Origin of the sequence: Pseudomonas meliae, from assembly GCF_001400515.1 — a bacterium.
Classification (GTDB): domain Bacteria; phylum Pseudomonadota; class Gammaproteobacteria; order Pseudomonadales; family Pseudomonadaceae; genus Aquipseudomonas; species Aquipseudomonas amygdali.
Genome location: NZ_LJQT01000306.1, coordinates 23100 through 36699, shown reverse-complemented (window position 1 = coordinate 36699; position 13600 = coordinate 23100). Strand labels below are relative to the sequence as shown.

Annotated in this window: 11 protein-coding genes; 7 read left to right on the top strand and 4 right to left on the bottom strand. The window is 57.7% G+C overall.

Annotated elements, in window-relative coordinates:
* The 3 genes from ALO64_RS14560 to thiI all read right to left on the bottom strand — a co-directional run.
* Window positions 1–359: GNAT family N-acetyltransferase (locus ALO64_RS14560; RefSeq protein ID WP_054991742.1), on the bottom strand; the 359-nt coding region annotated here is incomplete at its 3' end.
* 170 nt (window positions 360–529) lie between these two features.
* Window positions 530–2350, bottom strand: coding sequence for a translational GTPase TypA (typA, locus tag ALO64_RS14555; RefSeq protein WP_002555714.1), 1821 nt, complete (start codon window positions 2348–2350; stop codon window positions 530–532).
* Between the two features lie 144 nt (window positions 2351–2494).
* Window positions 2495–3949, bottom strand: a complete 1455-nt coding sequence (gene thiI / locus ALO64_RS14550; protein ID WP_004654939.1) for a tRNA uracil 4-sulfurtransferase ThiI — start codon at window positions 3947–3949, stop codon at window positions 2495–2497.
* A gap of 335 nt (window positions 3950–4284) precedes the next feature.
* Between thiI and glnA the strand changes: the two genes are divergently transcribed.
* The 7 genes from glnA (at window position 4285) to ALO64_RS14515 (ending at window position 12357) form a co-directional block, all read left to right on the top strand.
* A complete protein-coding gene (gene glnA / locus ALO64_RS14545; protein WP_002555716.1) occupies window positions 4285–5691 on the top strand; it encodes a glutamate--ammonia ligase in 1407 nt (468 codons plus the stop codon).
* 163 nt (window positions 5692–5854) lie between these two features.
* Window positions 5855–6412, top strand: a complete 558-nt coding sequence (locus ALO64_RS14540; protein WP_002555717.1) for a chorismate mutase — start codon at window positions 5855–5857, stop codon at window positions 6410–6412.
* Window positions 6413–6490: 78 nt separating this feature from the next.
* Complete coding sequence (locus tag ALO64_RS14535) at window positions 6491–7033, top strand: DUF4124 domain-containing protein (RefSeq protein ID WP_002555718.1); 543 nt, start codon at window positions 6491–6493, stop codon at window positions 7031–7033.
* An 11-nt stretch (window positions 7034–7044) separates the two neighbouring features.
* Window positions 7045–7662 carry a DUF4124 domain-containing protein gene (locus tag ALO64_RS14530; protein WP_005733882.1) on the top strand — a complete coding sequence of 206 codons (618 nt, stop codon included), beginning with the start codon at window positions 7045–7047 and terminating at the stop codon, window positions 7660–7662.
* Between the two features lie 283 nt (window positions 7663–7945).
* A complete protein-coding gene (glnL, locus tag ALO64_RS14525) occupies window positions 7946–9031 on the top strand; it encodes a nitrogen regulation protein NR(II) (RefSeq protein WP_044344185.1) in 1086 nt (361 codons plus the stop codon).
* Window positions 9028–10464, top strand: coding sequence for a nitrogen regulation protein NR(I) (gene ntrC / locus ALO64_RS14520; RefSeq protein WP_044344184.1), 1437 nt, complete (start codon window positions 9028–9030; stop codon window positions 10462–10464). Before glnL ends, ntrC begins: the two co-directional genes overlap by 4 nt.
* Before the next feature lie 99 nt (window positions 10465–10563).
* Window positions 10564–12357: an amidase gene (locus ALO64_RS14515; protein WP_044344183.1), complete on the top strand. Its 1794-nt coding sequence runs from the start codon at window positions 10564–10566 to the stop codon at window positions 12355–12357.
* Between the two features lie 144 nt (window positions 12358–12501).
* Here the strand turns inward: ALO64_RS14515 and mgrA are convergent, their stop codons facing one another.
* Window positions 12502–13539, bottom strand: coding sequence for an L-glyceraldehyde 3-phosphate reductase (mgrA, locus tag ALO64_RS14510; protein ID WP_005733878.1), 1038 nt, complete (start codon window positions 13537–13539; stop codon window positions 12502–12504).
* Between the last annotated feature and the right edge of the window lie 61 nt (window positions 13540–13600).

Genomic DNA, 13600 nt, shown 5'->3' with positions numbered 1-13600 from the left:
AAATTTCTGACAGTCTCCCGTAAGTACCACTGAGCTACCTCGTCATTCAATGTTTCTATGAGCGCATCCACACAGCCTCTCTCCATTGCCAATGCCTCGACTCTGTTAAGGCACGCAGCGCCTAGCCCCCGACTGCGCCACTGCTCGTCCACCCAAAGGTAATTTATAAACAAGCGTTGAAACTCGGTTCTGCCGGTTACTCCACCAATTAATATGCCTTCTTCCTTAACCAGGCAGGCAATGGATTCTGGTTTTCCGCCCTGCGATTGCGGGAGCGCGCGGCCGTGGCGAATGACGTAATCACTGATAGCGTTCAGATCCGCCTCGTTGCAGTCAACGCCTGTTATCCACTCCCTCATGTCACTTTTCCATTTTAAAGTTAGCAACATGCAAGCAAACACTGAGCCAATTCTATTCATGACTGCCCAAAGCAGAATGCCTTCAAGATGGCTGATATCAGACGCAAATAGCAGGCATAAAAAAACCCCGGTCTCTCGACCGGGGTTTTTTATTCAGCGCGGGCTAAGTATCAAGCCTTGGCTTTCTTGGCAGCGCGGGTACGCTCGCTTTCGTCCAGGATCTTCTTGCGAAGACGGATGGACTTCGGCGTTACTTCGCACAGCTCGTCGTCCTGGATGAATTCCAGAGCCTGTTCAAGGGTGAACTTGACAGGTGGAACCAGAGCGATGGTTTCGTCTTTGCCCGAAGCACGCATGTTGTCGAGCTTCTTGCCTTTGGTAGGGTTCACACCCAGGTCGTTGTCGCGGCTGTTCAGACCAACGATCTGACCACCGTAGATTTCCTGACCGTGCTCGACGAACAGCTTGCCGCGCGCTTGCAGGGTTTCCAGGGAGTAGGTCAGCGCCTTGCCGGTTTCCACCGAAACCAGAACGCCGTTCTGACGACCGGACATGTCGCCGGACTTCATCACGTCGTAACGGTCGAAGATCGAGGTCAGGATGCCGGCACCGGAGGTGAGGGTCAGGAACTCGTTACGGAAACCGATCAGGCCGCGGGCCGGGATGTTGTACTCAAGGCGAACACGGCCCTTGCCATCCGGAACCATGTTGGTCAGGTCGCCTTTACGCAGACCCATTTGCTCCATGATCGCGCCCTGGGATTCTTCCGGCAGGTCGATGGTCACGTTTTCGTACGGTTCGTGCTTAACGTCACCTACGCGACGGATGATCACTTCCGGACGACCAACACCCATTTCGAAGCCTTCGCGACGCATGGTTTCGATCAGTACCGAGAGGTGCAGCTCACCACGGCCGGAGACTTTGAACTTGTCGGCGGTGTCGCCTTCTTCAACGCGCAGGGCAACGTTGTACAGCAGTTCCTTGTCCAGACGTTCCTTGATGTTACGGCTGGTGACGAACTTGCCTTCCTTGCCGCAGAACGGCGAATCGTTAACCTGGAAGGTCATCGAAACGGTAGGTTCGTCAACGGTCAGCGGCTTCATCGCTTCGACATTCAGTGGGTCGCACAGGGTGTCGGAGATGAACAGCTGGTCGAAGCCGCTGATGCAGACGATGTCGCCGGCAGCTGCTTCTTCAACGTCCACACGGTGCAGACCGTGGTGACCCATCAGCTTCAGGATACGACCGTTACGCTTCTTGCCTTCGGCATCGATGGCAACAACCGGAGTGTTTGGCTTGACGCGACCGCGAGCGATACGGCCAACACCGATGACGCCCAGGAAGCTGTTGTAGTCCAGAGCCGAGATCTGCATCTGGAAAGGACCGTCACGGTCAACTTTTGGCGCAGGAACGTGGTCGACGATCGACTGATACAGCGGAGTCATGTCTTCAGCCATGTCGGTGTGTTCCAGACCGGCAATACCGTTCAGGGCCGAGGCGTAGACGACTTTGAAGTCCAGCTGTTCTTCGGTGGCACCCAGGTTGTCGAACAGGTCGAAGATCTGGTCCAGAACCCAGTCCGGACGCGCGCCTGGACGGTCAACCTTGTTGATGACCACGATTGGACGCAGGCCGGCTTCGAAAGCCTTCTTGGTCACAAAACGGGTTTGCGGCATAGGGCCGTCCTGGGCATCAACCAGCAGCAGTACGGAGTCAACCATCGACATCACGCGCTCTACTTCACCACCGAAGTCGGCGTGGCCCGGGGTGTCCACGATGTTGATGTGGTAGCCATTCCAGTTGATCGCGGTGTTCTTCGCGAGAATGGTAATACCGCGCTCTTTTTCCTGGTCGTTGGAGTCCATCACGCGCTCGTCGTTGAGCTCGTTGCGCTCAAGGGTGCCGGACTGGCGCAGGAGTTTGTCTACCAGGGTGGTCTTACCATGGTCAACGTGGGCAATGATGGCGATGTTGCGTAGATTTTCGATCACTTGTGTATCTCGATCAGAGGATTCGGTCTGCTGACTGTTTATAAGGCAGCGATTAACTATTTCGAGTCGGCAAAAGCCGTTACGGCATGACGACTGGTGTCGGGGGGCCGGTGACGCAAGCCACAGGCAAACAGCCCCGGGCACTTAGCTCGGTCGATAAACGCGCACATTGGCATGCCCCTCACTGAGCAAATGGTGAGCATGCAGGCGACTCATGACGCCTTTGTCGCAATACAAAAGGTACTGGCGCGTGTCATCCAGTGCCTTGAAACGGCTGTTCAATGCGTAGAACGGCAACGTCTGTATCTCCACGCCAGGCACTTGCAGCGGCTGGTCCTCCTGGGCATCCGGGTGACGGATGTCGATGATGACCTGACCGGCCAGCGCCTGGCTGACTTCTTCTATGTCGACATTGCGGCTCAGATCGTCGATCACCCGATCGATCGAAATCAGCTTCGCGCGTTCAAGCGCTTGCTCGAGAATCGCCATGTCGAACTGTTTTTCTTCGTACTCAACGCGATTTCGCTTGGCGTTGGTCTTCGGGTTGACCGAAATCACCCCGCAATACTCAGGCATGTGGCGGGCAAAGTCGGCAGTGCCTATTTCAGTCGCCAGGTCCACGATGTCCTGCTTGTGGCTCGCAACCAGCGGTCGCAGGACCAGCTTGTCTGTAGCCGCGTCGATCAGCGACAGGTTTGGCAGCGTCTGGCTGGCAACCTGTGAAATCGCTTCGCCAGTTACCAGCACGTCGATTTCGAGACGATCAGCCACGGCGGATGCAGCGCGTAACATCATACGCTTCAAAACTACACCCATATGACTGTTATCGACTTTCTGCAGAATTTCTCCGAGAACTTCCTCGAATGGCACGCTGACAAACAGCACCCGCTGCGAACTGCCGTACTTCTTCCAGATAAAGTGAGCGACTTCCATCACGCCCAGTTCATGGGCTCTTCCGCCCAGATTGAAGAAGCAGAAGTGCGCCATAAGGCCGCGGCGCATGATCTGGTAGGCCGCAACGGTCGAATCGAAACCGCCGGACATCAATACCAGGGTCTGCTCCAGCGCACCCAGCGGGTAGCCGCCCATGCCCTGGTGCTGGTCATGAACGACAAACAACCGTTGGTCGCGAATTTCCATCCGTACGACAAGATCGGGCTTTTTCAGCTCGATTCCGGCAGCACCGCATTGCATGCGCAACTTGCTACCGACGTATTTCTCGACATCCATCGAGCTGAAATCGTGGCGACCGGCGCGCTTGCAACGCACTGAAAACATCTTGCCGGGCAGCAGGTCGGCGTAGTGCAGTTTGCACTTGGCAACGATGTCATCCATGTCGCCCAACGGGTACTCGGCCACCTGCAGAAAGTTGGCAATGCCGGGCATGCAACTTAGCCGGTCCCTGATGCCCTGCAGCACTTTGGGGTCGGTCTGGCGGGTCTCCACCTCAAGGTTGTCCCATACGCCACCCACGACAATGTCCGCGTCCAGTTCACGGAGCACGGTACGAATGTTCTTGCCCAGTTGCCGGATGAATTTCTTGCGCACCGGCGGGCTTTTAATGGTGATTTCTGGAAAAACTTTAACGATTAGTTTCATGGAAACAGCGCGTGAGGTGCCGACTGAAAAAGGGGCGCGCGGATTATAGCGGAAATTGCTCAACGTTTAACCAGTTATCGTATACCCGATCATCAGCGCACCAAAAAAAGTCGGCGCACCAAACTGCAGCGCCATAACGGTGCGTACTTTTCTCGGCAGACGCGTTTAAATCCCCTGAAAGCCTGCTTTTGAAGCAAAAAACCCAACACGGGGCACTGGCATGCAAATTGCTCCCTTGTGAGGCAGGTTGCCTTGGCAGAATATTCGCGCCGGCATCACCCAAATTCAAGGGACCCAGCCTATAGAAGGCGGTTCTTAGCCACCCGGAGGACACCATGTCGAAGTCGGTTCAACTCATCAAAGATCATGACGTTAAGTGGATTGATCTGCGCTTCACGGACACTAAAGGTACGCAGCACCACGTGACCATGCCAGCTCGCGATGCGCTGGAAGATGACTTCTTCGAAGTCGGCAAGATGTTCGACGGCTCCTCCATCTCTGGCTGGAAAGGCATCGAAGCTTCCGACATGATTTTGCTGCCGGACGACGAAACCGCTGTTCTGGACCCGTTCACCGAAGAACCGACCCTGATCCTGGTGTGCGACATCATCGAACCGTCGACCATGCAAGGTTACGATCGTGACCCACGCGCCATCGCTCGTCGCGCCGAGGAATACCTGAAGTCCACCGGTATCGGTGACACCGTATTCGCAGGCCCTGAGCCAGAATTCTTCATCTTCGACGAAGTGAAATTCAAGTCCGACATCTCGGGTTCCATGTTCAAGATCTTCTCTGAACAAGGTTCGTGGATGTCCGATCAGGACGTGGAAGGCGGCAACAAAGGCCACCGCCCAGGCGTCAAAGGCGGTTACTTCCCGGTTCCACCGTTTGACCATGACCACGAAATCCGTACCGCCATGTGCAACGCTCTGGAAGAGATGGGCCAGACCGTTGAAGTTCACCACCACGAAGTGGCGACCGCTGGCCAGAACGAAATCGGCGTGAAATTCAACACGCTGGTTAAAAAGGCTGACGAAGTTCAGACCCTGAAATACGTTGTTCACAACGTTGCTGACGCTTACGGTCGCACCGCGACCTTCATGCCAAAGCCTCTGTACGGTGATAACGGTTCAGGCATGCACGTGCACATGTCCATCGCCAAAGATGGCAAGAACACCTTCGCAGGTGAAGGCTATGCCGGTCTGTCCGACCTTGCTCTGTACTTCATCGGCGGCATCATCAAGCACGGCAAGGCGCTGAACGGCTTCACCAACCCGTCCACCAACTCGTACAAGCGTCTGGTTCCAGGCTTCGAAGCACCGGTCATGCTGGCCTACTCGGCGCGTAACCGTTCCGCTTCGATCCGTATTCCTTACGTCAACAGCCCACGCGGCCGCCGTATCGAAGCACGCTTCCCGGATCCTTCGGCCAACCCGTACCTGGCCTTCGCGGCTCTGTTGATGGCTGGCCTGGACGGCATCCAGAACAAGATCCACCCTGGCGACGCAGCTGACAAGAACCTGTATGACCTGCCGCCTGAAGAGGCCAAAGAGATCCCACAAGTTTGCGGCAGCCTGAAAGAAGCGCTGGAAGAACTGGACAAGGGCCGTGCGTTCCTGACCAAAGGCGGCGTATTCAGCGACGACTTCATCGACGCTTACATCGCACTGAAAAGCGAAGAAGAAATCCGCGTTCGTACCTTCGTACACCCACTGGAATACGAGCTGTACTACAGCTGCTGATCCAGCCGCGCCAGCGTTGATGGCGTAACAAGAGACCTCCTTCGGGAGGTCTTTTTTTGCCTGGATTTTGTGGCGTGAAGTTTTATTCACCCCGCAAGACTGGCCCTGATCCGGCAACTTGGCGTTAAATCTGCGTCTCATCAACAACTCGAGATGGACCGCCATGCGCCTGCTTCTGGCCTCTTCCCTGCTGACCCTGACGTGCATGTCTTCCTGCTTCGCCTTCGCCGCCGAGCAGAAGCCCTCTGCTATCGAGCCGCTGTTGCAAGCCATCAGCGAGCGCCTGACCATTGCGGATCAGGTTGCCCTGAGCAAATGGGACAGCGGCAAAGCGGTCGAGGACCCGCCGCGCGAGCTGCAAGTCATCAGCGCAGCGCAGGCCCGCGCTGCCGAGTTCAAGCTGAACCCCGATGATGTTCAACGTCTGTTCCGCGCCCAGATCGAAGCCAATAAACAGGTGCAGAACGCCCTGCTCGCCCAGTGGCACGCGGCAGGCAAAGCGCCCGACACGGTCAGACTCAGCCTGGTCGATGACATCCGTCCGAAGCTGGATCGCCTGCAAACCCAACTGCTCCAGGCCTACGCGGACTTCCAGCCACTGCGCAAGGCGGAAACCTGCCAGATGCAACTGGATGCGGCGCTGAAGCGTTATCAGACCGACCCGATTCACGATCAGGCGCTGGTACTGGCCACTGCCGACCTTTGTCCTGCGAAACTCTGACACATCAGGCGGATAGCGCAGCATAGGGCGATGTGTTCTATGCTGACGGCCAATTTTGCCATTGCTGTCGAGAGTCCCATGCGTCAAAGTCTGATTTGCCTGCTGCTGTTGATCAGCCTGCCCGCGCTGGCGCAGATCTATAAGTACACCGATGCGAACGGTAACACCGCGTTCAGCAACCAGCCGCCCAACGGGGCCAAGACCGAAGTGGTCGAGTTGCCGCCACTCAACAGCATAGAAACGCAGACGCCTTCCAGACCGGTCGTCAACAGTGCGCCGCAACCGGCCCCGGCACAACCTCAGCCACAATCACAGCCACAGACGGCCTATGACGTGCTGGAACTGACAGACCTGCCAGCCGATGAAGCATTACGTGCCAACAACGGCACGTTCATCATAGGCGTGAAGATTCAGCCACGCCTGCAACAGAACCATCGCCTGCAATTGCTGCTGGACGGCAATCTGTATGGGCAGCCCTCCAACCTGCCGCGCTTTCAGGTGGTCAACATCGATCGTGGCGAGCACAGCTTCGCGGTAGTGGTGAAAGACGGCGAGCGGATCATTCAGCAGAGCGAGACCATTACGCTGACCATTCAACGCGTGCACCTCGGCAAACCATGAACAGACACAGAATGCACAGCGCGCTGATCTGCTTGCTGCTGCTGATAGCGCTGCCAGCCGCTGCCGACGTCTATACCTACATCGACGCGCAAGGCAATCGGGTGTTTACCGACCAGCCGCGCAAGAACGCCACACGCGTTGATATTCCACCCAGCAACAACATGACCGGCACCCCGCCGACCCGAACCCTGAAAGCGCACCCCGCCAAACCTGCAGTGCAGCCGATGTTTCATTATCAACTGCTGAGAATTCTGGTGCCCGAGCCGGACGCCACGCTGGTCAATCCCAGTGGCGATCTGATCGTTACCGTCACCAGCGAACCGGTTTTACAGCCGGGTCACAGCTACCGGCTATTGCTGGATGGCGTTGCCGTCGGCGAGGCTGGACGCAGCCCTGTCTTCCCGCTGAGCAATGTGGATCGGGGCACGCATCAATTATCGGTAGAGATTTTCGACGAACTTGGCCGTGTCCTGGAAAAAACGCCGAACCAGCCGTTTCACGTGCAGCGCATTTCACTCGCGCAAAAGCGCGCGACTCATCCCTGCAAGGAGGGTGACTACGGAGTGCGCCCGGAATGTCCGCTCAAGGACAAGCCCGAGCCTAAAAGCAGCATCCTGCCTTTCTTCTGATCCTCGACAACGCAGAAGCACCTTTTTGGTGCGCCACCTGCACACCTGCGCAACAATACAGTCCAATTTGGTTCAGGAACGCACTGAAAGTAGCGCCGTATGCGGGCACTCGCTCGAAAAACGGCCCGATTTTGCAGATAAAGCGCTTCTTTTCGGAGCCTTGGTTTGGTTTTTGCAACTTCACTGAGACAGCACCGTATTGGTGGCCTTGCTCCTGCTGGCGCAGACCAACCAGCACCAGCATTGCGCAACTGCAATGTGCCAAAAGAGGTCAACACGATTCATGACTATCAGCGACGCGCTGCACAGACTGTTACTGGATAACCTGACCACTGCCACCATTCTGCTCAACGCCGACCTGCGACTTGAGTACATGAACCCGGCAGCGGAAATGCTGCTCGCCATCAGCGGGCAGCGCAGCCATGGGCAATTCATCAGCGAGCTGTTCACCGAGTCGGCTGAGGCACTGAGTTCGCTGAGTCAGGCAGTGGAACAGGCTCATCCTTTCACCAAGCGCGAAGCGATGCTCACCGCACTGACCGGTCAGACACTGACTGTCGACTATGCCGTGACGCCGATTCTCAGCAAGGGCGATACCCTGCTGCTGCTAGAAGTGCACCCACGAGATCGATTGCTGCGCATTACCAAGGAAGAGGCCCAGTTGTCCAAGCAGGAAACCACCAAGATGCTGGTGCGTGGCCTGGCTCACGAAATAAAGAATCCGCTGGGCGGCATTCGCGGCGCCGCACAGCTGCTGGCCCGCGAGCTGCCTGAAGAAAGCCTCAAGGATTACACCAACGTGATCATCGAAGAGGCCGACCGTTTGCGTAATCTGGTCGACCGTATGCTGGGCTCCAACAAGCTGCCGTCGCTGGCGATGACCAACGTGCACGAAGTGCTTGAACGAGTGTGCAGCCTGGTCGAGGCCGAAAGTCAGGGCTGCATCACGCTGGTGCGCGACTATGACCCAAGCATTCCCGACGTCTTGATCGACCGCGAGCAAATGATCCAGGCCGTGCTCAATATCGTGCGCAACGCCATGCAGGCCATCAGCGGCCAGAACGAATTGCGCCTGGGACGAATCACCCTGCGCACCCGCGCCATGCGCCAGTTCACTATCGGCCACGTTCGCCATCGGCTGGTCAGCAAGATCGAAATCATCGACAACGGCCCCGGTATTCCGGCCGAACTTCAGGAAACCATTTTTTACCCGATGGTCAGTGGCCGCCCGGATGGCACAGGGCTAGGTCTTGCCATTACCCAGAACATCATCAGCCAGCACCAGGGCCTGATCGAGTGTGACAGCCATCCCGGCCACACCACGTTCTCGATCTTCCTGCCGCTGGAACAAGGAGCAGCTTCGACATGAGCCGTAGTGAAACTGTCTGGATCGTAGACGACGATCGTTCTATCCGCTGGGTACTGGAAAAGGCCTTGCAACAGGAAGGCATGACCACGCAGAGCTTCGACAGCGCCGACGGGGTGATGAGCCGTCTGGCCCGTCAGCAGCCGGACGTGATCATTTCCGACATCCGCATGCCCGGTGCCAGTGGTCTGGACCTGCTGGCGCGGATTCGCGAGCAGCATCCACGTCTGCCGGTGATCATCATGACCGCCCATTCAGATCTGGACAGCGCCGTGGCGTCTTATCAGGGTGGCGCTTTCGAGTACCTGCCCAAGCCATTCGACGTCGACGAGGCCGTCTCGCTGGTCAAGCGTGCCAATCAGCACGCCCAGGAACAGCAAGGCCTGGACGTCGCACCGACCCTGACCCGCACCCCTGAAATCATTGGCGAAGCGCCCGCGATGCAGGAAGTGTTTCGCGCTATCGGGCGCCTGAGCCACTCCAACATCACTGTTCTGATTAACGGTGAATCGGGGACCGGTAAAGAGTTGGTCGCTCATGCACTGCACCGCCACAGCCCGCGTTCGACCTCGCCGTTCATTGCGCTGAACATGGCGGCGATTCCCAAGGACTTGATGGAATCGGAGCTGTTCGGCCACGAAAAAGGCGCATTCACCAGCGCGGCCAACCTGCGTCGCGGTCGTTTTGAACAGGCCGATGGCGGCACGCTGTTTCTCGATGAAATCGGCGATATGCCAGCCGACACCCAGACCCGTCTGCTGCGCGTGCTGGCCGATGGCGAGTTCTACCGGGTGGGCGGGCACACGCCGGTCAAGGTCGACGTGCGCATCATTGCCGCCACCCACCAGAACCTGGAAACCCTGGTACAGGCCGGAAAGTTCCGTGAGGACTTGTTCCATCGCCTGAACGTGATCCGTATCCACATTCCGCGCATGTCGGACCGCCGCGAAGACATCCCGACTCTGGCCAAGCACTTCCTCAGCCGCGCGGCTCAGGAACTGGCAGTCGAACCCAAGCTGCTCAAGGCCGAGACCGAGGAATACCTCAAGCATCTGCCGTGGCCTGGCAACGTGCGACAGCTGGAAAACACCTGCCGCTGGATCACCGTCATGGCCTCGGGTCGTGAAGTGCACATCAGCGATCTGCCACCAGAACTGCTGAGTCTGCCGCAGGACGCCGCCCCGGTCACCAACTGGGAACAGGCGCTGCGTCAGTGGGCCGACCAGGCGTTGTCTCGCGGTCAGTCCAGCCTGCTGGACAGCGCTGTGCCGACTTTCGAGCGGATCATGATCGAAACCGCCCTCAAGCACACCGCCGGCCGCCGCCGCGACGCCGCCGTGCTGCTGGGCTGGGGCCGTAACACCTTGACCCGCAAGATCAAGGAACTGGGCATGAAGGTCGACGGTGGGGATGACGACGAGGCTGATGAGGGCTGAGCCGTCTCAGGCACTGTCATTTCTGACAGTTACCCGTCACGCCCGTTAATGATTAGCTTCTTTTGACTCCACTCAAGGAGTCATAAGGAGCTGATCAATATGGAAAATAAATTACTCGGCGAACCTGACGCCCGACAGCACGCCAATAATTTACGTTTGCTTGCAGCACTGCCGCATGGTGCCAGCATTGAAAAACGCGAGCGGATTGTTGACTACGACATCGTCGAACTCGCCGCACTGCTGCGCGAGGGCAATCCTGAAAAGCTGACCTCTGAACAACTGTTCATGGCGTACTGGAACCGCATCCTTCAGTTCAATGGCCCGGAAGAAACCTACGGCAATAACGGCAAATACAACGCTTTTGTGCGGCTGGAAGATTTCTCGACACTGTTGAAGCAGGCAATACTCGCCGATCAATGGCTGACCACTCCAGACGATGAACGCGGTCCGGCACCTCCGCTGTGCGGAATCCCCTTCGGCATAAAAGACTCCTTCGCCCTCCAGGGCCTTGAAAGCAAAAACGGCACTCAGGCTTTTTCCGGCAACCTGGCATTACGTGATGCAACATGCGTAGCCCGGCTAAGGGCTCAGGGCGCAATCATTATCGGTCATACCATCTGCTCCGAACTCTCGACCCATACGGTCGGCCAGTTTGCTGGGAATGCGTGGGACCCTACACGTACGCCAGGCGGGTCCAGTCAGGGCTCGGGGGTCGCTCCGGTGGCGCGTCTGTGCGCCGCAGCGCTGGGCGAAGAGACGGCCGGCTCGATTATCATTCCTGCCGCAGCCAATGGTGCCAGCGCAATAAAACCATCGCTGGGGCTGGTGTCTGGCGCTGGCGTGATGCCACTGCGAAGCGGTTGGGATGTGGTCGGCCCCATGGCCCGTTCGATTCGCGATGCGTCGCTGATACTGTCCATCATTGCCGGCCCTGATGGAGAAAACGACCCGCAAAGCTTGTCGGCCCCATCGATAGGCGAGCAGCTTTGCATTACCCCTACCCCCGGCTCTGTTCCTCTGGAAGGGCTGACCATAGGCATTCCGCAGACGGACTGGATGTCTTCGCCAGGCCAACCACCTGCGCAGTCTTACGATCAGGACTACGGCGCTGCCTTCATCAGGTTCAAAGATCAGCTTGTAGCGCTGGGTGCCAAGGTCATCGACTTTCCTTGGCTGGATGCTGAAATCCTTGAAAACATTCCTTACTCCTCGCCAGAACCCATTCATGACCTGCTGAACAGTGATGGCAGCATTCTGATGAGCGTCAACGCTCAAGCCGTTACCAGTTACGCCAACCAACTGGAAACCCGGCACTGGTCGGCCGTGCGCGATTTTGCAGACTTGCTGGAGAATCAAGACCACAGAGACTATTTGCTACAAAGACATCCGGAGTCCTTCGATCAGGCTGCCTCACTCATTCCAGTGGGGATCAGACTTGAAGCGGAGAACAGACGTCGTCAACAACAGGGAGGTTTTGAAAAGGTACTGAATGACTATCAGATTGACTTCATGATGGTGCTACCGCTCGGAGCTCACATCGGCGAGCGGGCAGGCGCACTGGCGAAGACACTCCCGGTACAGCGTATGTACTTCGATATGCCCAACGCGCTGGCCTGGCCCATGCTGACACTGCCCATCGGTCATGGCGCGACAGGCGTGCCAAAGCAATTACCCATTACGGCGGCGTTCTGGGGCAGGCGCTTCAGTGAACCAATGCTCGTGCAGGCCGCCATCGACTTTCAGACGCACTATCCCGAGTATCACACCAAGGCGCCGCCAGACCCGGATTTCGCCCCGGCCGCAGCGCTTCATCTCTGGACACTGGACGAGATTCCATCGCAGTACTCAGCCGACCCATTGATCATTGCCGAGGGCAGAAGGAAAAAATCATGAGGACCTCCTTCTTCGTTATCCAGTGGAAGCCACTGAACAACCCGGCATTGCTGCCGGTGCAGGCGAGTGAGCCGCCAAGCGCATTTTTCAACGTGCGATGGCGGCCCACGCAGGGCCTGACTTATTACCCGGAAACGGCTGTGCTTACTCAGCCAGTGACGGTTTTTCCCACAGGTTAATTCCGCCTTCTACCGCAAAGCTGTCGATCTCGGCCAGTTCTTCCGGGCTGAACGCCAGGTTCTTCAGCGCGCCGACGTTTTCGATGATCTGCTCGGGACGGCTCGCACCAATCAGCGCTGACGTCACGCGCGGGTCACGCAGCGTCCAGGCCAGGGCCATTTGTGCCAGGCTCTGACCACGACGCTGGGCGATTTCGTTAAGCGCACGCACGTGGGCGATGTTCTGCTCGGACAGGTGCGAAGCCTGCAACGAGCCGCCGCCCGGACGATTGACCCGCGCATCCTTGGGCACGCCGTTCAGGTACTTGTCCGACAGCAGCCCTTGGGCCAGCGCAGTAAATGCGATCACGCCAGCGCCCAGCTCTTCGGTAGCGTCGAGCAGGTCTTTCTCGACCCAGCGGTTGAGCAGGTTGTAAGCCGGCTGGTGAATCAGCAACGGCACTTTCCACTCTTTGAGCAACGCCGCTATTTCGCGGGTCTTGGCCCCGGAATACGACGAGATACCGATGTACAACGCCTTGCCCTGCTGCACTGCCGTAGCCAGCGCGCTGGCGGTTTCTTCCAGCGGAGTGTCCGGGTCGAAACGGTGGGAATAGAAAATATCGACGTAATCCAGGCCCATGCGCTGCAGGCTCTGATCGAGGCTGGCGAGCACGTATTTACGCGAACCACCGCCCTGCCCGTACGGCCCTGGCCACATGTCCCAGCCAGCCTTGCTGGAGATGATCAGTTCATCGCGGTAGTGCTTGAAGTCTTCGCGCAGCAGGCGACCGAAGTTGATCTCGGCGCTGCCGTAGGGCGGGCCATAGTTGTTGGCCAGGTCGAAATGGTTGATGCCCAGATCGAACGCCGTGCGCAACATTGCGCGCTGAGTGTCGATCGGCGTGCTGTCACCGAAGTTGTGCCACAGGCCGAGCGACAGCGCCGGAAGCACCAGCCCGCTGCGGCCGGTACGGCGATAAGGCATGTCGTTGTAACGATTTTCGGCAGCGATGTAAGTCATTGAATCCTCTCTTGTCTGGGGGATATTCGAGGCGTCTTGCGGTGCGTTGGCGAGCCAGAAG